Below are 21,314 nucleotides of genomic sequence, written 5' to 3' on the forward strand. Positions count from 1 at the left end.
TTGACCGGCCATTCGCCGCGCGTTACGACAAATCATGTCCCACAACACCTTCGGCCATCTGTTCCGCGTGACGACCTTCGGCGAGAGCCATGGGGTTGCGATCGGCTGCGTGGTCGACGGCTGTCCGCCGCTGCTGCCCTTGACCGCCGAAGATATCCAGCACGATCTCGATCGCCGCCGTCCCGGGCAATCGCGCTTCACCACCCAGCGCCAGGAGCCGGACGCAGTAAAAATCCTGTCGGGCGTGATGGCGCATCCGGAGACCGGGACGCAGGTCACGACCGGCACGCCGATCGGGCTTCTGATCGAGAATACCGATCAGCGTTCGAAAGACTATTCCGACATCAAGGACAAGTTTCGTCCAGGTCACGCCGACTTCACCTATGAAGCCAAATATGGCTTGCGCGATTATCGCGGCGGCGGCCGCTCGTCGGCGCGCGAGACCGCGATGCGGGTCGCGGCCGGCGCCATTGCACGCAAGATCCTGTCCGGCGTCACCGTGCGCGGCGCGCTGGTGCAGATGGGACCACACAAGATCGATCGCGGCAAATGGGATTGGGATGAAGTTGCGAAAAATCCGTTCTTCTGTCCCGACAAGGACAAGGCGGCTTTCTTCGAGAATTATCTCGACGGCATCCGCAAGAACGGCTCGTCGATCGGCGCGGTGATCGAGGTGCTCGCGGAAGGCGTGCCAGCCGGGTGGGGCGCGCCGATCTATGCCAAGCTCGATGCAGATCTCGCGGCCGCCATGATGAGCATCAACGCAGTCAAGGGCGTCGAGATCGGCGCCGGCTTTGCCGCGGCCGAACTGTCCGGCGAAGAAAACGCCGACGAAATGCGGATGGGCAATCAGGGCGTCAACTTCCTGTCCAATCATGCGGGCGGCATTCTGGGCGGCATCTCCACCGGCCAGCCGGTGGTAGCGCGCTTTGCAGTGAAACCGACGTCGTCAATCCTGTCGCCGCGCCGCACGGTCGATCGCAAGGGTGGCGAGACGGAAATTCTGACCAAGGGCCGCCACGACCCCTGCGTCGGCATTCGCGCCGTTCCGGTCGGCGAGGCCATGATGGCCTGCGTGCTCGCGGATCATTTCCTGCGTCACCGCGCCCAGACGGGTCAGTAGGCTTTTGCTGGCGGCTGGTTGTTCGCCTCATTGACCTTTTCGCCACTTGCGTCGCACATTGATCCCATGGACGCATCGGAGCTGGATAAACTGGTCGAGTGGCTGACCGACGGCGCACGATCGGCAAAAACGTCGGCAGCGCTGCTGGAGCAGACCTGCGAGCGGCTGGTTGCGGCCGGCGTGCCGCTTTACCGGGTCGGCGCATTTGTCACGACGCCGCATCCCGACCTGTTTGGCCGCGCCTTCATCTGGCGCCGTGGCAGCGAAGTCGTGGTCAACACCGCCAACTTCGATCTGCCGTCGTCGCCCCAGTTCACGCAAAGCCCGCTGATCCTCGTCTACCGGAGCCTGAAGGCGGCCCGCTTTCGGATGGACGATCCCGAAATCCGGCGATTTCCCCTGTTCGACGATCTACGCAAGGAGGGCGTGACCGATTACATCGCGCTGCCGATGTTGTTCACGGACGATTCGGTTCACGTCGCAAGCTGGACCACGAAAGAGCCTACCGGGTTCGGCGAAGAGCACTTGATCGCTTTGCGGAGGATCATTGGTCCGTTTGCGCGGCTCGGTGAAATTTTCGCGCAGCGTCGCATCGCCAGCACGCTGCTTGATACGTATGTGGGCAACAGCGCAGGCGAGAGGATTCTTGCAGGGCAAATTCGTCGTGGCCACACAGAAGCCATGCAGACGGTGATCTGGCTATCGGATCTGCGCGGCTTCACGGCGCTTTCGGACCGCCTCCCGGCCGAGACCGTCGTCGAGATTCTCAATCGGTATTTCGATTGCCAGGTCGCTTCGATCAAATCCCGTGGCGGCGAGATACTGAAATACATGGGCGACGGACTGCTCGCCGTTTTCCCGGTCGATCAGCACGCCGACGACGTCGGGAAGGTCTGTTCCGGCGTTCTGGACGCCGCTCGTGAGGCGCGCGCCAATGTCGAAGCCATGCAATTTCCGATCGGTGAGACCGTCGAACGCTTTCGCTTCGGCGTCGCCTTGCATGTCGGAAGAGTGCTCTACGGCAATATCGGTGGCGGCAATCGGCTCGATTTCACCTGCATTGGCCCTGCGGTCAATCTCGCAGCCCGACTGGAAAAGATCGCCAGCCGTCTGCATCGCACCGTGATTGCCTCACACGCCTTCGTCGAGGCTTGCGCGAATAGCTGGCAGGATAGCTGGCAAGACCTTGGCGAATTTCCGATTGCCGGTTTTACGATAGCCTCACGTGTTTACGGCTTGCGAGACGAGGCAGGAACGCAAGCCTCCCAACCGGCCGTTCAATGACCAATAACGGATAGCTTATGGACGCACTCGCCCTGCAGAAGCTGACCGAATGGCTTGTCGACGGTGCGAGGTCTGCTCCGAACCCGCCGCAGATGATGACGGAAACCTGCGAGCGGATGGTGGCGGCCGGGCTGCCGCTGTGGCGGGTCGGCGTTTTCGTCCGAACGCTGCACCCGGATGTGATCGGCCGCAACTTCGTCTGGCGGCCGGGGACCGAAGTCGTCGCCGGCACGGCGAATTACGACGTGCTGGATTCTCCGGAGTTCCTTCGCAGTCCACTTGCAATCGTCTTCAACGAGCGGCGCGAGGTCAGGGCGCGCATGGACGGGCCGGACGCCAGGCGTTTCCCGTTGTTCGATGACCTCCGCGCCGAAGGCGCCAGCGATTATATCGCGTTGCCGTTACTCCAGGTTGACGGTACGGCGCACGCATCAAGTTGGACGACGAAGCAGCCGGGCGGCTTCACCGAGGCTCAGCTCGCAGCGATCCGCGGATTGATCCCGCCGCTGGCCCGCCTCATCGAAGTCACGCGGTGGCGTTTCACGTCCTCGATCCTGCTCGATACCTATGTTGGAAACCGCGCCGGTGGACGCATTCTCGGCGGGCAGATCCGGCGTGGCCATGCCGAGACGATGGACGCGGCGATCTGGCTATCGGATCTGCGTGGCTTTACCGCGCTGTCGGATCGACTGCCGCCCGAAACCGTGATCGACATTCTCAACCAGTATTTCGACTGCCAGGTTTCGGCGATCTCAACCCACGGCGGCGAAGTCCTGAAGTTCATGGGCGACGGGCTGCTCGCCGTCTTTCCGATCGATGAATATGTCGGCGATGTCGGCAAGGCCTGCGCCCAAGTCCTCGACGCGGCCTGCGAGGCGCGCGCCAATGTCGAAGCCATGCAATTTCCGATCGGCGAGACCATCGAACGCTTTCGGTTCGGCGTCGCCTTGCACGTCGGAAGGGTGCTTTACGGCAATATCGGCGGTGGCAACCGCCTCGATTTCACCTGCATCGGACCTGCGGTCAATCTCGCGGCAAGACTGGAAAAGATGGCAGGCCGCCTGCATCGAACGGTACTCGCATCGTCGGCTTTCGCGGCGGCCTGTCCGGACCGCTGGCAGGATCTTGGCGAATATCCGGTAGCCGGCCTTTCGCAAGCGGCGAGAGTTTATGGCCTCACGGATGAGGCAGCCGCTGCCTTGGCTGCGGATGTATGATGGGTTGAGGTCCCAGGTCGGGGCTGCGAACCGCTATTCCTCCGGCTCGGTCGTGAACATCAGCGGGTAGCCCTTGGCGCGGCCGGCATCGGTGGCGCGGGTGGCCTTGGTTTCGGCAACATCCTTGGCGAAGACGGCCACGACGCAGGCGCCACGCTGATGCGCCGTGATCATCACCTTGTGTGCCTGATCCTCGGTCATCCGGAACTCCGCTTTGAGAATCGTGACGACAAATTCGCGCGGCGTGTAATCGTCATTGAGCAGAATGACTTTGTGCAGCCGCGGCCGCTCGACCTTGGTTTTGACCTTCGTCCGGGGTTTGGTATCGGTATCGGCCATTCGCTTCCCACACCTTCGATAAGTCGCCGTCGAGGCGTCAGCCTATCAAAATAGGCTCCGTCTGTTGACCGGCAACCCCATTAATCGGGAATGCCATCATTGCATAGTAGCGGAACGCCATCGTGGCTTGAGCGTGTGACCGTCGCAGCCGATCCCGCGGGGTGACAGCGCGAACAATTTCCGGCACGCAGCGGTGCGCCTGAAAAGCCAGTCTCCCCGATTCTCCGCGAGGCCGGCGATACGAACGGCAGCAGTCTGTGCCGCTAACCTGAATGTGAATGCTGGAGGCTGTTCCGCCTTTCCGCGGGCCACTTTGCATGTCAACATAGCGCTAGTGTCCCGTTTCCGCAGTTCGTCCGGCCTTGCAGCACCTTCTGAAACGAGCTTCGGAAAACATCGGGGGCCTAGAGCTCCGATTCCGAGGTTCGCAAGCTATCGCGGTAACCTCTGATGCGAACTTCGGAATCAAAGGAGCTCCAGCAACTTATTGATTTGAGTAGCGGCTTTGAATTTGAAGTTCCTATAACGAACTCGCGGCGAAACTGATAGGAATTTCAAATTCGCCGCACTCGCACAGAATAGGTTTCGAGTGCCGCTTTCGATTTGAAATTCCTTTGCGAACCAGCAGTAACCCGTGGAGGAATTTCGGATCGGCGGCACTTGCCGACGGGAGGGCCGCAAATGCGCTGGTATGCCTCGATCGGAGCGGTGTTGGTCGCGGGTGTGCTCACCGCAAGCGACGTCACTGGAGTGGCCGCGCCGGATCCGCGCCATCGACCCGCGATGCAAGCGGCAGACAAGGCCGCCGGCAAGGTCGACGTCGAGCTCATCCTCGCCGTCGACGTCTCCTATTCCATGGATATGGACGAGCTCGCGGTGCAGCGCGAAGGCTATGCACAGGCCCTTGTCTCGAGGGAATTCTTGCAGGCGTTGAAGGCGCTCCCCAGCGGCAAGGTCGCGGTGACCTATTTTGAATGGGCGGCGTCGAACGACCAGAAGATCATCATTCCCTGGCGCGTCATCGACGGTCCGGAGACCGCAGATGCGGTAGCCGCCGAAATCATGAATGCGCCGATTCGCCGCGCCTCGCGCACTTCGATTTCCGGCGCGATCTATTTTGCGATGCCGCTATTCGAGACCAGCCCCTATCCGGGATTGCGTCGCGTGATCGATATCTCCGGCGACGGCGCCAACAACAATGGCGCGCCGGTCACGCCGGCGCGCGATGAGGCAATCTCCAAGGGGATCGTCATCAACGGCCTTCCGATCATGGTGAAGGATCCGTCCTACTCGACCATGGATATCGAAAATCTCGATTGGTATTACGAAGATTGCGTGATCGGTGGCCCTGGGTCTTTCGTGGTGGCGATCAAGGACCGCGACAAGTTCAAGGAAGCTATTCGAAGCAAGCTCCTGCAAGAGGTTGCCGGCCGCACGACGGAACGTCCTTTGGTGCCGGTCGCGGAAAAGGAGCCGCGCGTGCCGTGCCTGATCGGGGAGAAGATGTGGCAGGACAGGTGGGGACGTTAGGCGGAAAGTGTCAGTCTCGCCTCTGCATCACCGCGCAAACCTTGCGACGAGCTCGACATGCGGCGTGTGGCGGAATTGATCGACCGGCGTCACGCCCTCGATCCTGTAACCGCCGTCGATCAGGATGCGCGCATCGCGGGCAAAGGTCGCGGCGCTGCAGGACACGGCGATCACGAGGGGCACCTTGCTTGCCGCCAGCCGTTCGGCCTGGGCCTGTGCACCCTGCCGCGGCGGGTCGAACACGGCGGCATCGAACTCGCGCAGCTCTTCTGCCACCAGCGGGCGGCGAAACAGGTCCCGGGCCTCCGCCTTGATTGGCTTCAATCCCGGCGTCGAGGCGGCCGCCTTCTGCAGGCTGGCGATCGCACCCGCATCGCTGTCGACGGCTGTGATCCGCGATTTTTCCGCGAGGCGGAGCGCGAACGGACCGACGCCACAGAACAGATCGGCAATATGTTTGGCGCGTCCGCTATGCTTTGTGACCAGTGCGGCCAGCGTCTCTTCGCCGGCGAAGGTAGCCTGAAGGAAAGAGCCGGGCGGCAATATCACCCGTGCCTTGCCCATCGTCACGCCAGGCGTCTCGCGCATCAGCACCAGTTCGCCATGCCGTGACAGCCGGGCGAGACGGCGTTTCGCTGCGATCTGCGATAGTGCCGCGATGGCGGCGGCCAACAGTGGGCCGGAGCCTCTGACGTCAACATCGAGCCCGCCATCGGTCGCCGTGATCTGGATGTCGAGCGGCTTGCCGATCCCGATCAGGGGTTCGGCCAGCGCCCAGGCGGCCTCAATTGCGCCGTCCAGGCCGGGATCGAGAACCGGGCAGCGATCGATCGGCACGACATCGTGCGACTGTGCTGCGGCGAAGCCGACCTTGAGCACGCCTTGCGAGCTTTTGCGTCCGTGCAGGGTCAAGCGCCGGCGGCCGCTGCCATGGGCCTCGAGCAGGGGAAAGACCTCGCAGGCAATCTTTGCCTGCGCCAGCGTTGCGATCACGAGGTTGCGCTTCCAGTCGCGGTAGCGTTCCGCGTCCCAATGCTGGATCGCACAGCCGCCGCAGGTGCCGAAATGCTGGCAGAATGGTTCGACGCGTTGCGGACTTGCGCGTTCGACCCGTACCAGTTGCCGCCGGTCCGGATGATGGCCCGGCACGGGCGCGACGTCGACGGTCTCGCCAGCGAGCGCACCGGGAACAAAGACGCTTCGTCCGTCGACCAGCGCAACGCCGTCGCCGAGATGGCCGACATGGTCGATGACGAGCTGCTCAACCACGGCGCGCGCCGATGAAGAATTCGACGTTGCCGTCGCCCCCGGTGATCGGGGAGGGGAATACCTGGATATCCGTGCATCCGAGCGACGACGCGAAGGCGGAGATTTCGTCGCAGATCTGCTGATGCACGGCGGCATCGCGGATGATGCCGCGTTTCGAATGCTTTCGGGCGGCTTCGAACTGCGGCTTGATCAATGCCAGCAGATGCATCGGCGCCGCCGCCAGCGAAAGCGCAGCCGGCAGCACCATTTTCAGCGAGATGAAGCTGACGTCGATGACCACGACGTCCGGCCGGGCGGGCAGCCGTTTGCCTTCGAAGCTGCGGATGTCCGTCCCTTCCATGGAAACGATTTTGGGATGATCGCGCAGGGACGGGTGCAACTGGCTACGCCCGACGTCGATCGAGAAGACCACGCTGGCGCCGTTGGCGAGCAAGACTTCGGTGAAACCGCCGGTCGAGGCGCCGACGTCGAGACAGACGTGATCCTCGATTTCGATCGGATATCGCTCCAGCGCGCCTGAAAGCTTGACACCGCCGCGCGAGACAAAGGGATGGGCGGGCTGGGCCTGCAATTCGGCATCAGCCACGACGGTCTCGGATGCCTTGAGGACCTGTTTGTCATTCGCTGAAACCAGGCCGGCCTCGATCGCGGCGCGGGCGCGAGCCCGGCTTTCGAACAGTCCGCGTTCGACCAGCAGGAGATCGATGCGTTTGCGGGGCGAGGGCATTTTCTCACCTGGACAATTTAGGCTCGACCGGCGCGAAGCCGTTCGGCTGCGAAGCGGACGCATGTCTCGAACGCGGTCAGGTCGTGCCAGATGTCGTCGGGACGTGCCTTCGGTGCGACCAGTGCGCAGCCATAGCGATCGAGCGCGTGGATGGCATCCGGCAGGAACACGTCGGGTCCTGCCAGATAGACCTTCGTCATTTAAAGGTGCTCAGGCGAGCTTTACCGTCTCGGTCTTGACGTCCTTGCCAAGCGCCTCGAACACCTTGGCGACGATGCCCTTGGCGTCGAGTCCGGCGCGGCCATACATCGCGCCCGGCGTGTCGTGATCGAGGAACTCGTCGGGCAGCACCATCGTGCGCACCCGCACGCCGCCGTCCAGCGCGCCACTGTCCGACAGGAACTGCATCACATGCGAGCCGAAGCCGCCAACCGAGCCTTCCTCGATCGTGATCAGGATCTCGTGGTCGCGCACGAGTTTCAGGATCAACTCCTCGTCGAGCGGCTTCATGAAGCGCGCGTCGGCAATGGTGGTCGACAGCCCGTGAGCGGCGAGTTCTTCGGCCGCCTTCTCGCATTCGCCAAGACGCGTGCCGAACGACAACAGCGCAACCTTGCTGCCCTGGCGGACGATGCGGCCCTTGCCGATCTCCAGGGGAATGCCGACATCGGGCATATCCACGCCGCGGCCTTCGCCGCGCGGATAACGCACCGCGCTCGGACGGTCGTCGATCGCCACCTGCGTGGCCACCATGTGGACGAGCTCGGCTTCGTCGGAGGCCGCCATGATCACGAAATTCGGCAGACAGCCGAGATAGGCGTTGTCGAACGACCCGGCATGAGTGGCGCCGTCGGCGCCGACGAGCCCGGCCCGGTCGATCGCGAAACGCACCGGCAGGCTCTGGATCGCGACGTCATGCACGATCTGGTCGTAGCCGCGCTGCAGGAAGGTCGAATAGATCGCGCAGAACGGCTTGTAGCCTTCCGAGGCAAGGCCGGCGGCGAAGGTCACCGCGTGTTGTTCGGCGATGCCGACGTCAAAAGTTCTGTTGGGGAAGGCCTTGGCGAAAATGTCGATCCCGGTGCCCGACGGCATCGCGGCGGTGATGCCGACGACCTTCTCATCCTTCTGCGCCTCCTTGACGAGGCTCTGGCCGAACACGTTCTGATAGGCTGGTGCATTGGGCTTGGCTTTGGCCTGCGCACCGGTGGCGACGTCGAATTTGACGACGGCGTGATACTTGTCGGCGGAAGCCTCCGCGGGCGCGTAGCCCTTGCCCTTCTGCGTGACGACGTGGACGAGGATCGGTCCTTCCTCCATGTCGCGGACATTGCGCAGCACCGGCAACAGGTGATCGAGGTTATGGCCGTCGATCGGACCGACGTAGTAGAACCCGAGTTCCTCGAACAGCGTGCCGCCGTCCATCATGAAGCCGCGGGAATATTCCTCGACGCGATTGGCGCGGTTGGCGATGATCTTGGGCAGCCGCTTGTTGATCTGCTTGGCGGCCTCGCGCAGCGTGCGATAGGTCTTGCCGGAATAAAGCCTGGACAGATAGGCCGACATCGCGCCGACCGGCGGGGCAATCGACATGTCATTGTCGTTGAGTATGACGATCAGGCGCGAATTCATCGCGCCGGCGTTGTTCATGGCTTCATAGGCCATGCCCGCCGACATCGCGCCGTCGCCGATCACGGCGATGACATTGTTCTTGCCGCCCGAAAGGTCGCGCGCAACGGCCATGCCGAGACCTGCGGAGATCGAAGTAGAGGAATGCGCGGCGCCGAACGGATCGTAGTCGCTCTCGGTGCGTTTGGTGAAGCCCGAGAGCCCGCCGCCGGTGCGCAAGGTGCGGATCCGGTCGCGGCGGCCGGTGAGAATCTTGTGCGGATAGGCCTGATGGCCGACGTCCCAGATCAGACGGTCGCGCGGTGTGTCGAAGGTGTAGTGGATCGCGGTGGTCAGTTCGACCACCCCGAGGCCGGCGCCGAAATGACCGCCGGTCACGGAAACCGCATCGATGGTTTCCTGACGCAGCTCGTCAGCGACTTGCCGGAGTTGCTCCACCTTGAGCCGGCGCAAATCGTCCGGGGTGCGGATCGTGTCGAGAAGCGGCGTCTTACTAAATGCGGTCACAGCGCTATTCCAATTTTGTAAAGTCGGGATCAACGGCCCGACGAGAAATGGGTTGCGCAAGAACTATGCGCAAGCGACCCAGACCCGGATGCAACGCGGCAGACCCAAGGCCTGATCCATAGTCTTAGGTATGCTCCGGGTCGTTCGATGTGATTTGCATCACCCTGGACGGTCCCACCCATCGATCACTTTATCGAGCTATTTGAAGCACTTGACGTTCTACGAACGTGCCCAGCGAGTGCTTTCCTCGGCCCATAGAGCCCGAACCTTTACACTAAAGTGTCGCTCAAAGCCAACCGCTTGGGGAACAGTCGGGAACCGGGAGCCGGCGTTGGAACCTGCCAGTTTGGTCTTTGAAGCGGCTTTCGGCGTCCAAATCAGCCGAATTTCGGGCCAATTCGGGAAAATGCCCCACGCTGCTTAACCATTTCAGCAAAGCCCCAATGCAATTGGGGCGCGGGCAACCAGTCGGCTGGTTACCGTTATTGGACGTCGAGCGGTTCCGTGCCCGTCGGCTGGCCGCTTGAGTCGGTCGTGATCTTGTCGACCCGCGCTTCCGCCTGGCGCAGCAATTCCTCGCAGCGGCGCTTCAACGCTTCGCCGCGCTCGTAGATGGCAACCGATTCTTCCAACGGTACCTTGCCGTCCTCGAGCCGCTTGACGATGGATTCGAGTTCCTCCATCGCCCGCTCAAAGCTCAATTTCTTGACGTCCGCCTGGGCGTTTTCAGCCATATCGATTTTCCCGGATGCGCTAGTGTAGTGGATTTGACATTCGCTCCCCCAAGCCGCGAGTCCGGAAAGCGAATGTCAAATCCTAAACTACACTAGAATCTAATATCTCTAGTGATCCTATGATCCTAACATTCGCAAAGTGGACGCTGAGGGGGGATGCGAATGTTAGAATCGGATCACTAGGTGGGGCGCTTCTTAAGATGCCGATCCCATCAAGGCGCTGACATGGGCCGCGACTGATTCCTTCAGGCCCTGAAGATCATAACCGCCCTCGAGCACCGAGACAATTCGCCCGCCCGCGGTGCGATCGGCGAGGTCCATCAGCTTCTTCGTCACCCATCCGAAGTCGTCAGCCTTGAGGTTGATCGAAGCCAGCGGATCGCGATGGTGCGCATCGAATCCGGCCGAGATGATGATCAGTTCGGGGCTGAACTTGCTCAAGTTGGGCAGGATCGTGTTCTCGAAAGCGGCGCGGAATTTCGCGCTGCCGTCCTCCGGCGCCAGCGGAGCATTGACAATGTTGTCGTGCTCGCCGCGCTCGCCGCTGGCGCCGGTGCCTGGAAACAGCGGCATCTGGTGCGTCGAGCAATACATCACGCTCTTGTCGGCCCAGAAAATATCCTGGGTGCCATTGCCGTGATGCACGTCGAAGTCGACGACGGCGACGTGACCAATGCCATATTTTTTCTGGGCATGTCGCGCTGCGATCGCGGCGTGATCGAACAGGCAAAAGCCCATCGGCCGGTTGGTCTCGGCGTGGTGGCCGGGCGGGCGCATCGCCACGAAGGCGTTACTGTGCTTTCCCGCCATGATCGCGTCCGTGGCCGCGACCGCGCCGCCGACGCCGCGCATCACCGCTTCCCACGTGCCGGGCGACATCGAGGTGTCGCCGTCGAGATAGACGAGGCCACTGGTCGGCGCCGCGCGGCGCAATTCGCTGACATAGTGTTCGTCGTGGCACAGCGTGACGAGGTCGAGCGAGCCCTCCGGCGCGAGTTCGCGCACCAGCGGATCGAACCGGCTTTCACTCAAGGTTTCGTCGACCGCGCGAATCCGGTCTGGACGCTCGGGGTGTCCGGGCGGGGTCTGGTGGTTCAGGGTCGACGGGTGCGATACGAGAAGCGTCGTCATGAAGGACCTTTGCGCGTGTGAGGTGCGCTCTTTCGGGAACTCTCAATGTAAGGGCTGACCGCTGCCGGGGAAAGGCCGATCATTTCGCTTGAGTGAGGCGCTTGATGCGGTCGGCTGCGGCAGGGCTGATCGGGCTGTTGGCCTGGAAATAAGCGTAAAGCGCGTCCGCGTCATAGACGCCAAATTGCGGCGCAGTTCCTTGCTTCAACGCCGTAAAGCCGTCGCCGCCGGTGGAGAGATAGTTGTTCACGGTGATGCGATAGCTCCTGGCCGGATCGAGGCGATCGCCGTTCAGCGAGATCGAATTCGCGATCACGTGCTCGCCGAACGGCTTGCTGTCGTCCCAGCTATAGCGGAACCCCTTGGAGACTTGCAGGATCCGTGGTCGCTTCGGATCGAGCCACTGCTGCTCCAGCATCGACTTGATCTGGCCACCCGTGATCGTGAGCGTAACGAGTTGATTGCGGAAGGGCTGACTCGCAAACAGATCGGCATAGGTCACCGCGCCGTCCTGCTTTACCGCCAGATCGGCGCGCAGGCCGCCTGGATTGGTGAACGCCGCCATCGCGCCGCCGTTGGCCGCGCTCGCCGTCGCCGCCAGTTGTGCATCGGCAACGATATCGCCGAGCGAACTTTCTCCCGCCTCGTTCGGCACCCGCGACAAGGTGGCGGTGACCGATCCGGCCCGGCGGTTGGCGATCGGAGCCGCGAGCTTGTCATAGGCTGAGATCAGTGCGGTCTGGTCGGGATCGTTGGCGAGCGTATTGCTGCGGACAATGACATTGTCGGCCTTCGCGCTGACGACGTCGCGGGTCCCGGTGTCGAGCGTGACGTCGATGGCGGTGACAAGTGTGCCATACTTGTCGGCCGAGGTGACGAGCCGTCCGTCGATGTTGCAGACATAGGCCTGATGGGTGTGGCCGCTGATCACGAGATCGACGGCGCGGTCGAATTTCTTGACGATATCGACGATGGCGCCCGATATCGCCGGACACTCATTGTAGTCGCCGGTCGGATAGCCGCCTTCGTGAATCAGCACCACGATGGTCTCGACGCCGCGTGCTTTCAGTTCCGGCACGAGCGCATTCACGGTCTCCGCCTCGTCGCGAAATTCGAGGCCCGCAGCGCTTGCCGGTGAAATAATGCCGGAAGTGCCTTTGAGGGTGAGGCCGATGAAGGCGACCGGAATGCCGCCAAACTCCCGGATTTCATAAGGCGGAAAGATCGTTTTGCCAGTCGCGGTCTCGACGGTCGAGGCCGCGAGGTAGTGGAACTTGGCGCCCATGAACGGGTGCGGTCCCTGACATTTGTCAAGGGGATGGCAACCGCCATTCTGCATCCGCTTCAACTCGTCCTTGCCTTCGTCGAATTCGTGATTGCCGACGGAGGCGAGCGCCAGTCCCATCATCGAAAGCGATTCAATCGTAGGCTCGTCATGGAACATGGCCGACAAAAGCGGGCTTGCGCCGATCAGGTCGCCGGCAGCGACAAATATCGTGTTCTTGTGACCTTCGCGCAATTGCTTGACGAGGGTTGCCATGTGTTCGGCGCCGCCTGCGGGCACCGTGATCTTTTTGCTCTTGTCCTCGGGGTCGGTGATCCTGATCCCGCCGGACGGCGCGCGAAGGTAGCCGTGGAAATCGTTGATCGCGAGAATGCGCAGATCGACCGTGGCCGGTTCTGCCGCCGCGGTGAGGGGAGGCGACGCAGCGAGCGTGAGCGCTGCGAGAGCGAGGGCGAGCGAGTATTTCATGGTTCGACGATAGACCGTGGCCACGACGATTTCACGAAGCGGCTCAAGGCTTCTTCCGCGCGAAAAACGCCTTGAACGCCGCAACCGCCTCAGTCGAGCGCATCCGCTCGCCGAACAGATGGCTTTCATGATCGATCCGCCGGACCAGGTCTTGGGGCGCATGCTTGAGCAATTTCCGCGACGCCGCGACGGCTTCGGCCGGAAGCGCCGCGATTTCGCGCGCCACCTTTTTTGCCTCGGCTTCGAGCTCCTCTGGCGCAACTACTGTACTGACGAAGCCGGCGGCGCGGGCCTCGTCGGCGTTGAGGGCGCGTCCCATCACCAGCATCGAAAACGCACGCTGATGTCCCATCATCCAGGGCGCCAGCAGGCTGGACGCGCCTTCCGGCACGAGACCGAGGTGAATGAAGGGCGTCGCGAAACTCGCCCGCGTGCTGGCGATCACCTGATCGCAATGAAACAGCATGGTGGTGCCGATGCCGATCGCGATGCCGTCGACGGCCGCCACGATGGGCTTGACGTTGTGGGCCAGCGAGTACAGGAATTTGATCGCGTTGGAGGCGCGCGGCGTGCCGGTATTCGACGTGCCGTCTTTCAAGAAGTCTTCCAGATCGTTGCCGGCGGTGAAGACGCCCGGCTCACCCGAGATGATCAGGCAACGGATCGCCGCGCTATCCTGCGCGCTATCGATCGCCTCGCTCATGTCGCGGTACATGTCCTGCGTGATCGCGTTCTTTTTTTCCGGACGGCTGAGCCGAATCACGCGAATGGCATCGTCGTCGGTAACAGTCACGTGTCCGGTCATGATTTGGGCCTTCAAACAACGTCAATGGCGGGAAGTATCGAGATATCCTACAGTCGGGCGGGCGCGATCCACAACTGGTCTCAACCTCACCACGGGATTGCCTTGGTTTGGTCATACCAGGGTGAAGGCTGGGCAGATCCTGCGTACAAGGGGATTCCTCAAGATATTTTGCCGGCCGCGGTTGAGCCGGTGACGTTGACCGAAGGTGGAGGGCCAATGCAGACCGGGCCGAAGCCAAAAGCAAACGACGATCGTCGTGATTTCGTGGTGATCCCGTCCGATCAGGTGCGGGTCGCGCCGTCCGACGCGGAGATCACGGACCTCCTGCGCGCCGCCGCGCGTCAGCATTCCGAGGCCGGCGTTCGTGCCGCGCCCGATCCGGATACGCCGGTGCCGACGGTCGATGCGAACTTTCGTGCGACTGTCAGTGACGTTTCGCCCGCAAGCGGACCCACATGGGGCCGGAGATTGATGCGCGCGTTGGCCGCCCTCCTCGTGGCGGGCGGCATCACGGGTGCCGCGCTCGGTTGGCAGGTGTTCGGCTATACCGCCAAGAAGGCGTTCGGAAAATGGCTGCCGCAGATTGCGCTGACCTCATCCTTGACGATGGACAAATTCGGATTCGGTGCAGAATCCAAGCCAGCGGACAAGCCGGCCGATGCCACGGCAGATGCAGCGCCGGCGTCGGTGGCGCCTGCCCTGAACGCCGCCGACAACGGGACGCCTGAGGGCTCCGCGGCCCCTGCAGCGACCGTCGCAGCCGCTACCGCTGCTCCATCGCCGGACCCGGCGCAGCAATTGCAATCGATGGCCAACGACCTTGCCAATGCCAATCAGGAGATCGAGACGCTGAAGGCTTCAATCGCCGAGTTGAAGGCGAGCCAGCAGCAGATGGCGCACGATCTCGCGAAGACGTCCGAGAAGCTTGCCGAACAGAGCGCTAAGGCCAAGGTTGCCGCCACGGTGCCACGCCCGGCTGCGCACCGACCGTCATCGTCTTATTCGACGACATCGACCTATTCGCCGTCGCCGACACCAGCGCCGCCGGCCGCCTACCGGCCGACGACCTCGTCCTATTCTGTGCAAGCCGCGGCTCCGCCGCCGCCCGCGACCGCGCAATCTTATGTGCCGCCGCCGATCCCGCTGCAGCCCGAACCTGGATCAACGTCGGTGCCGCGCCCGCCGATGCCGGTGCAATAGCGCTCTGGCGAGCGCTGCTCGGGAACCGGTTTCGGCCGGAACCAATCTGTGCGCTGAGTGGTTGACCGCGCTAGTGCCCACTTTCCGAAGTTCGTGTTCCACCGCCGCACCCACTTTCACGAACTTCGGAAAGTCATGGGCACTAGCAAACTTGTTGATTCTAGTACCGCTTTATCGATCTGAAGTCCCTGATCGAATTCGCCGCTTGTGGTGCAGGGACTTCAGATCGGCGGTACTAGCTAGTCTTCCGACAACAGGGGAGAATGCCATGGGCCTCGTCAGAATCTTTTCGGTTGGTGCAGCCGCGTTTGTGGCCGTCAGTTCGGCCGCTTTCGCCCAACAGGCGCACACGGGAACCATCACCGAAGTCAACCGCCTCAACAACACCATCGCGATCCGGCCGACGCAAAACGGCACGGTCGGCGCGAATGCCAATGGCGCCTCGGAACAGTTCAAGGTCGGAAGCGGGGTCGCGCTGGATTCCTGGCACGCGGGCGATCACGTCAGCTATTCGGCATCGGGTGACGATAGCGCCAAAACCATCACCAAGATCGACCGCAGCAAGCCGGGCGCGCAGTAACGCCGAGGCAACGAGCTAGTGGAGTGGATTTGACATTCGCTACCCACCCATCGGCAAGCTCGGGAATGCGAATGTCAAATCCCAAACTCCACTAGAAACATATATTTGCTAGTGGTCCTTTGATTCTAACATTCGCAAAAATGCCTGCTGAGAAGGGATGCGAATGTTAGAATCGGACCGCTAGCCCAGCAACACCGCGTCTGCGCCGTTCACGGCGTCTGCGCTGTCCATCACGGTTCGCTCCAGCGCTCCCGCCTGCACCGAAACGTTTTCGGCGAAGAAGCGCGCCAGCGTGACATAGCGCTGCGGATCGGCTTCACTGATGCCACGCGCGGCCAGCGCTTCGTTCGCCAGCATGCATCCGCCAAGCGTTGCGCCGAACAGCCGCAAGTAAGGTGTCGCGCCCGCCAGCGCTTCGTTGGGGGCTGAGGTGACGCGCTCGAGCAGCCAGCGGCTGGTGCGCTCAAGTGAACCAAGCGCATCGCGGAGCTTGGCGGGCGTGGTTCCAAAGGCTGGATCGTTCGAGGCCTCGACGCGGCCGACGATGCCCTTGAGTTCGTCGAGCAGGGCCCAGACCGACTCCCCGCCATTGGCGGCGAGCTTGCGCGTCACCAGATCGATCGACTGGATGCCGTTGGTTCCTTCATAGATCGGCGTGATGCGGGCGTCGCGGTAATGCTGGGCGGCGCCGGTTTCCTCGATGAAGCCCATGCCGCCGTGGATCTGCACGCCGAGCGATGTGATCTCGTTGCCGATATCGGTGGAGAAGGCTTTGGCGATCGGCGTCAGCAATGCGCCGCGCGCAGCGGCTTCCGCGCGCACCTTGGCATCCTTGGCACGCACCGAAACGTCGAGCGCGACCGCGGTCGCGTAGCAAATGGTGCGGGCGGCTGCCGTCATCGCACGCATCTGCATCAGCATCCGCTTGACGTCGGGATGCACGATGATCGAATCGGATTCGCTGCCCGGCTTACCGATGGCGCGGCCCTGGCGCCGTTCCTGCGCAAAAGCGAGCGCCTGCTGATAGGCACGGTCGGCTATGCCGACACCTTCGAGCCCAACGCCGAGCCGGGCCTGGTTCATCATCGTGAACATGCACTGCATGCCGCGATTTTCCTCGCCGATCAGGTAACCGATGGCGCCGCCCTTGTCGCCCATCGTCATGGTGCAGGTCGGCGCGGCGTGCATGCCGAGCTTGTGCTCGATGCCGCTGACATAGATGTCGTTGCGCGCGCCGAGCGAGCCGTCGGCATTGACCAGGAATTTCGGAATCAGGAACAGCGAGATGCCTTTGGTGCCGGGAGGCGCATCGGGCAGGCGCGCAAGCACGAAATGAACGATATTGTCGCTCATGTCATGGTCGCCATAGGTGATGAAGATCTTGGTGCCCTTGATGCGGTAGGTGCCGTCGCCAGCGCGTTCCGCGCGGGTGCGAAGCGCGCCGACGTCGGACCCTGCCTGCGGTTCGGTGAGTTGCATGGTGCCGGGCCAGTCGCCCGTGATCAGTTTTTCGAGATAGATCTTCTTCAACTCCTCGCTGCCATGGGCGTCGAGCGCTTCGATGGCGCTCAGCGTCAATAGCGGGCAGAGGCCGAAGGAAATGTTGGAGGCGCTCCAGATTTCGGTGCAGGCTGCGTTGATGGCGAGCGGCAGACCCTGGCCGCCGAATGTTTCCGATCCCGAGACCGCGTTCCAGCCCGCGGCGGTCCAGCGCTTGTAGGCATCGGGCCAGCCGGGTGCGGTGATCACGCTCGAACCCTCGAGCTTGATGCCGTGCTCGTCGCCCACCCGGTTGAGCGGCGCCAGCACGTCGGAGGCGAACCGGCCGGCCTCTTCCAGAACGGCCGCGGCAATATCGCCGTCGAAATCGCCGTAATGCCCGGCCTTCACGGCGGCCTGCATGCCGGCGCCATGGTTGAGGGCGAGCAGCATGTCGTTGATCGGCGCGCGATAGGTCATGGCTTCGGGGCCCCGTATAAATAGATAGCTAAGGCTGTATTCCCACGAAATGATGCCTGCCTCAACTCTCCGGCGCGCGGCAGTGCGGTCAAAGAGTACCCTTGGAGGTGAATTCAGCAGGAACCGCCCAGGAGGGACGCCGGCCGTCGATCGCTTGCCGGGTCCGCGTTTCAACCGGATTTTCGGCATCGACCCGGTTGAAATAGCTCGATTGCCTCTATAGACCGGCGTGGCCGATTTGAGGTCCGGGACGCGCCTGCTGTCCCGTCTTCGGCCGTTGGGGCGTCGCCAAGTGGTAAGGCAGTGGATTTTGATTCCACCATACGGAGGTTCGAATCCTCCCGCCCCAGCCAGGGTTTACTGGTCCGTTCCGGACACATGGGTTACGTTTCATTCCGAGGACCTGCCCCTTCAAAGATCGAACAACGCTCCGCGTTACCATGCGCGATGCTTGCGGTGAATACTGGCGATTTTCCGAGCGCTAAAGCGCGCAGCATTCGTCCACCGCTTCACCGGCGTTCGGGTCGCCCGGCGCCGTCGCCCAGGCCAGCTCGACAAGCGTTACGATTCGCCGGCCCAGGCCATCGAGCTGACAAACCACGAGGCCTTGTTCCTCGATGTAGGTCAGCGTTCGGCGGGCGCGGCGGAGTGAGTGCGTCCCATAGGCGCGTGCAATTGCCGTATCGCTCGGCTCCGGCAATTGCTCTCTTGCGGCACGCGCCACCAGTAAGAACACGCCTTGCATGTCCTCTGGCAGGATCCGGGCGCGGAGCGAGACGTCCCGCCAGTCGGCCTCGTCTTCCATGTTGCTGGGAAGTCCGGCCCGCGCGCAGGTCAGCATGCGGCGGAAGACGCTGAGGTTCGGCGCTGCAGAACCAAGACCTTCGATACGGCAGCGGACCACGAACTCCTGATAAAGAATGTCGATGGCGCGAAATCCGGCGCCAGGTTCGGCAAGGATGGCGCAGAGAATATGGTCCAGCCTTTCACGTCGCTCTGCTTGTTGCTCCGTTGTGAGTGGCTGCTCCATCGCTTCCGGCGGTGTTGCCTTCGCCGCCATCAACTCGCTGACGATATCGGCCGGCGGCCTGCGCACGGGCCGGTTCACCTCGGGTGGCGGAGCTGCCAGGATGATGGCGCGTGCATCGGCTGTCGCTTCGGGAAGCGGCATCAGTCGCGGCGAGGCGTTGCGTGGATGTGTATCCGTCGGACCTATCTGCACACTCATCGGGCGGCGCGACAGGGCGGACCCAAGCGCCATGAAGTGTCCTCGCTCCAGGTCGCGAAAGGCGTCCGCTTGCCGGCGCTCCATTCCAAGAAGATCGGCGGCGCGCGCCATATCGATATCAAGAAAGGTTCGGCCCATCAGGAAATTGGCGGCCTCTGCCGCCACGTTCTTGGCAAGCTTTGCGAGGCGTTGGGTCGCTATGATACCCGCTAGCCCGCGTTTGCGGCCACGGCACATCAGGTTTGTCATGGCGCTGAGAGAGAGCTTGCGAGCTTCGTCCGAAACTTCCCCCGCCACGGCCGGCGCAAATAACTGCGCTTCGTCCACCACCACCAGCATCGGATACCAGTGATCCCGGGCGACATCGAAAAGGCCGCCAAGGAAGGCCGCAGCACGCCGCATCTGGTTCTCGGCGTCGAGCCCCTCAAGGTTGAGGACGGTGGAAACGCGGTGGAAACGTACCCGTTGGCCCGCAACCTGCAGTCCCCGCTCAGTGTGTTCCTCCGCATCGATGACGAGGTGGCCGAATTGCTCGGCCAGCGTCACAAAGTCACCTTCGGGATCGATCACCGTCTGCTGCAACCAGGGGACGCTCTGCTCGAGAATTCGGCGTAGCAGGTGCGACTTCCCGGAGCCGGAATTGCCTTGCACCAGCAGGCGCGTCGCAAGGAGTTCCTCGATGTCCAAAGCCGCCGGATCACCCGTTGCGGTGCGTCCGATCTCGATAGCAACGGTCATGTCCGACTCAAATCCCACTTCGGGAGACCGCGTTTATCAATCTGATCGCGTCCGGTCGAGCGTTCCGAGTGAGGAAACCGCGAAAAGTGAATAGTTGGTGACAAGCTTGTTGCGTAGGTTGAAATTGGATCCATCGCTGTAGCCAGCTTGCCGATGTCTGCCGGTCGCTTTCCATGACTGACCCCGCGAATTCTCAAACGCCACTCAGAGCAGCGTTCAAAATCAGGTTGAATGGCGAGCCGGTGACGATTGACACCGTCGGACAAGCCTACCGCTTCATCACCAGCCTCAGTCCCATCGAATGGATGGAGTTTCGATCTCTGCACGCCGAAGCGAAGGTCGCGCTGGAGGCCGCGGACAAAAACGCGATGCTCAGCGTCCAGGCAACACAGGCGCTACGCCTGTTGTTCAGGAAGGCAAGACTGCTTTAGTTCGTTAGAGCTCTGGTTATGATTGAATCAAAAACAGGGCTCTGGATTCTTGTTTTGACGCATTTTCTTCACGCGAACCGGTCCCCACTTCGCTCGAAAACGCCTGGACCGCTCGATTTGAGCATCGCGCCTATCTCGCGGCTCGCTGCTTAGACCAGATTCGGTCTGGCTACTTCGACTTCGCCCATATTATTGTGATGAAAGAACTGGCTCTTGCCGTTGTCCCATTCGATTCGCACGCCGGACCAGTCGCTGGCACTTACCGTGCCTTGGTCGTCGGCGCTGTCATGCCAAGCAACGCGCTGGCCGATCTTGAGGCGTTTAGATTGGGCTGGAGTCATTTCGTTCACAGCCAATCCACAGTTTGATCGTGCATTTCAAAGCGGGAATGCTGCCCCACAAATTCACCGATAAGGCGAGAGTTGATCTTCCGTCACGACGCGTTCGAAGTTTTCGGACTGGCTTTTGATGCGATATCTAATTCGCCCGTCCGACTCGATCGGCAGCCGCTGAACCACCGTATAAACCGGGGGCTGTTCAACGGCCGTTCGTCCTTGCGGTCCTTGACCCAAGTGACGAACATCATCTCTTAGCTTATAAATATAGGACATTTCTCTGCGCGCTCCTTTGCGCTTGGCCGAGCCGTTTGTCCGCACTGCGACCTGTCGCAGTCCCTATCCGAGATAACAGCTTCTTTCGTCTATCTGGTCGCTGCAACGGATCATGCCGATAAGGGGTTCCAGACCGCTCGATAGCATCAATTCACACAAAACCGAAGGCACTTTCGGCCTTCGACCGTTCGATGCCATCCAAGGGGGCTCCGCGACCTCGGCTGATGACCGATTGTGTAGAAAAAGTCCTCTCCGGGGTCAGGACCAATTTTCCAAGGGCCGCTGGCGCGCTTTCCACCTTGGGACGCTAGTGCGGTGAATTTGAAGTTCCTATCAGTTTCGCGGTAACCTCGTCATAGGAACTTCAAATTCACCGCACTAGTCGCTCGCTTCAATTAATTTGAAAGGACGGTCTTTTTGTGATTCGATTCCGTCGCAACGGGAGCGATGGAGACGATGATGGCTGCCAAGGAGATTTCGGTAAAGAAGTATGTTGTGCGGTTGAGCGGCGAGGAACGC

18 protein-coding genes, 1 tRNA gene and 1 pseudogene are annotated in these 21,314 nt (G+C 61.9%); 8 read left to right on the top strand and 12 right to left on the bottom strand.

Annotated elements, in window-relative coordinates; all coding sequences use genetic code 11:
• Nucleotides 1-34 precede the first annotated feature (34 nt).
• From aroC to M6D32_RS26010, 3 genes are all read left to right on the top strand, one after another.
• Nucleotides 35-1,123 carry a chorismate synthase gene (gene aroC, locus M6D32_RS26000; RefSeq protein WP_298261755.1) on the top strand — a complete coding sequence of 363 codons (1,089 nt, stop codon included), beginning with the start codon at nt 35-37 and terminating at the stop codon, nt 1,121-1,123.
• Between the two features lie 66 nt (nt 1,124-1,189).
• Entirely contained in the window at nt 1,190-2,407 is a 1,218-nt protein-coding gene (locus tag M6D32_RS26005) for an adenylate/guanylate cyclase domain-containing protein (RefSeq protein ID WP_298261758.1), read from the top strand.
• Between the two features lie 17 nt (nt 2,408-2,424).
• The gene (locus M6D32_RS26010; protein WP_298261761.1) at nt 2,425-3,624 is read left to right on the top strand and encodes an adenylate/guanylate cyclase domain-containing protein; all 1,200 of its coding nucleotides are present in this window, start codon (nt 2,425-2,427) and stop codon (nt 3,622-3,624) included.
• Nucleotides 3,625-3,657: 33 nt separating this feature from the next.
• Here the strand turns inward: M6D32_RS26010 and clpS are convergent, their stop codons facing one another.
• Nucleotides 3,658-3,963, bottom strand: coding sequence for an ATP-dependent Clp protease adapter ClpS (gene clpS / locus M6D32_RS26015; protein WP_298261763.1), 306 nt, complete (start codon nt 3,961-3,963; stop codon nt 3,658-3,660).
• Between the two features lie 681 nt (nt 3,964-4,644).
• On the opposite strand from clpS, the gene M6D32_RS26020 reads away from it, so the two are divergent.
• Nucleotides 4,645-5,493, top strand: coding sequence for a DUF1194 domain-containing protein (locus M6D32_RS26020; protein WP_298261765.1), 849 nt, complete (start codon nt 4,645-4,647; stop codon nt 5,491-5,493).
• Between the two features lie 27 nt (nt 5,494-5,520).
• Here M6D32_RS26020 and M6D32_RS26025 read toward each other — a convergent pair whose 3' ends face one another.
• The 8 genes and pseudogenes from M6D32_RS26025 to M6D32_RS26060 form a co-directional block, all read right to left on the bottom strand.
• Nucleotides 5,521-6,762, bottom strand: coding sequence for a methyltransferase (locus M6D32_RS26025; protein ID WP_298261767.1), 1,242 nt, complete (start codon nt 6,760-6,762; stop codon nt 5,521-5,523).
• Nucleotides 6,755-7,489, bottom strand: a complete 735-nt coding sequence (locus tag M6D32_RS26030) for a TlyA family RNA methyltransferase (RefSeq protein ID WP_298261770.1) — start codon at nt 7,487-7,489, stop codon at nt 6,755-6,757. The genes M6D32_RS26025 and M6D32_RS26030 overlap by 8 nt, the downstream gene beginning before the upstream one ends.
• A 17-nt stretch (nt 7,490-7,506) precedes the next feature.
• Nucleotides 7,507-7,641, bottom strand: a pseudogene (locus M6D32_RS26035) (nucleoside 2-deoxyribosyltransferase); the annotation flags it as partial.
• Nucleotides 7,642-7,699: 58 nt separating this feature from the next.
• Complete coding sequence (gene dxs / locus M6D32_RS26040; protein ID WP_298261772.1) at nt 7,700-9,625, bottom strand: 1-deoxy-D-xylulose-5-phosphate synthase; 1,926 nt, start codon at nt 9,623-9,625, stop codon at nt 7,700-7,702.
• A 482-nt stretch (nt 9,626-10,107) separates the two neighbouring features.
• On the bottom strand, nt 10,108-10,359 hold the full coding sequence (locus M6D32_RS26045) for an exodeoxyribonuclease VII small subunit (RefSeq protein WP_298261774.1): 252 nt from the start codon (nt 10,357-10,359) through the stop codon (nt 10,108-10,110).
• A gap of 195 nt (nt 10,360-10,554) precedes the next feature.
• Nucleotides 10,555-11,490 carry a histone deacetylase family protein gene (locus M6D32_RS26050; RefSeq protein WP_298261776.1) on the bottom strand — a complete coding sequence of 312 codons (936 nt, stop codon included), beginning with the start codon at nt 11,488-11,490 and terminating at the stop codon, nt 10,555-10,557.
• A gap of 79 nt (nt 11,491-11,569) precedes the next feature.
• The gene (locus tag M6D32_RS26055; RefSeq protein WP_298261794.1) at nt 11,570-13,243 is read right to left on the bottom strand and encodes a bifunctional metallophosphatase/5'-nucleotidase; all 1,674 of its coding nucleotides are present in this window, start codon (nt 13,241-13,243) and stop codon (nt 11,570-11,572) included.
• A 43-nt stretch (nt 13,244-13,286) separates the two neighbouring features.
• Entirely contained in the window at nt 13,287-14,048 is a 762-nt protein-coding gene (locus M6D32_RS26060) for a crotonase/enoyl-CoA hydratase family protein (RefSeq protein WP_298261778.1), read from the bottom strand.
• A 216-nt stretch (nt 14,049-14,264) separates the two neighbouring features.
• Between M6D32_RS26060 and M6D32_RS26065 the strand changes: the two genes are divergently transcribed.
• The gene (locus tag M6D32_RS26065; RefSeq protein ID WP_298261780.1) at nt 14,265-15,248 is read left to right on the top strand and encodes a hypothetical protein; all 984 of its coding nucleotides are present in this window, start codon (nt 14,265-14,267) and stop codon (nt 15,246-15,248) included.
• Nucleotides 15,249-15,516: 268 nt separating this feature from the next.
• On the top strand, nt 15,517-15,828 hold the full coding sequence (locus M6D32_RS26070; protein WP_298261782.1) for a copper-binding protein: 312 nt from the start codon (nt 15,517-15,519) through the stop codon (nt 15,826-15,828).
• 180 nt (nt 15,829-16,008) lie between these two features.
• On the opposite strand, the gene M6D32_RS26075 is transcribed toward M6D32_RS26070, so the two are convergent.
• The gene (locus tag M6D32_RS26075) at nt 16,009-17,787 is read right to left on the bottom strand and encodes an acyl-CoA dehydrogenase (RefSeq protein ID WP_298261784.1); all 1,779 of its coding nucleotides are present in this window, start codon (nt 17,785-17,787) and stop codon (nt 16,009-16,011) included.
• Between the two features lie 278 nt (nt 17,788-18,065).
• Here M6D32_RS26075 and M6D32_RS26080 point away from each other — a divergent pair.
• Nucleotides 18,066-18,140: transfer RNA gene (locus tag M6D32_RS26080), tRNA-Gln, on the top strand.
• A 128-nt stretch (nt 18,141-18,268) separates the two neighbouring features.
• Here the strand turns inward: M6D32_RS26080 and M6D32_RS26085 are convergent.
• Nucleotides 18,269-19,753 carry an ATP-binding protein gene (locus M6D32_RS26085; RefSeq protein ID WP_298261786.1) on the bottom strand — a complete coding sequence of 495 codons (1,485 nt, stop codon included), beginning with the start codon at nt 19,751-19,753 and terminating at the stop codon, nt 18,269-18,271.
• Between the two features lie 173 nt (nt 19,754-19,926).
• Here M6D32_RS26085 and M6D32_RS26090 point away from each other — a divergent pair, with 173 nt between their 5' ends.
• Nucleotides 19,927-20,184, top strand: coding sequence for a hypothetical protein (locus tag M6D32_RS26090; protein WP_298261788.1), 258 nt, complete (start codon nt 19,927-19,929; stop codon nt 20,182-20,184).
• Nucleotides 20,185-20,333: 149 nt separating this feature from the next.
• Here M6D32_RS26090 and M6D32_RS26095 read toward each other — a convergent pair whose 3' ends face one another.
• Complete coding sequence (locus tag M6D32_RS26095; protein WP_298261790.1) at nt 20,334-20,534, bottom strand: hypothetical protein; 201 nt, start codon at nt 20,532-20,534, stop codon at nt 20,334-20,336.
• Nucleotides 20,535-21,314 lie beyond the last annotated feature (780 nt).

This window comes from Bradyrhizobium sp. (assembly GCF_027307225.1).
Lineage (GTDB): Bacteria > Pseudomonadota > Alphaproteobacteria > Rhizobiales > Xanthobacteraceae > Bradyrhizobium.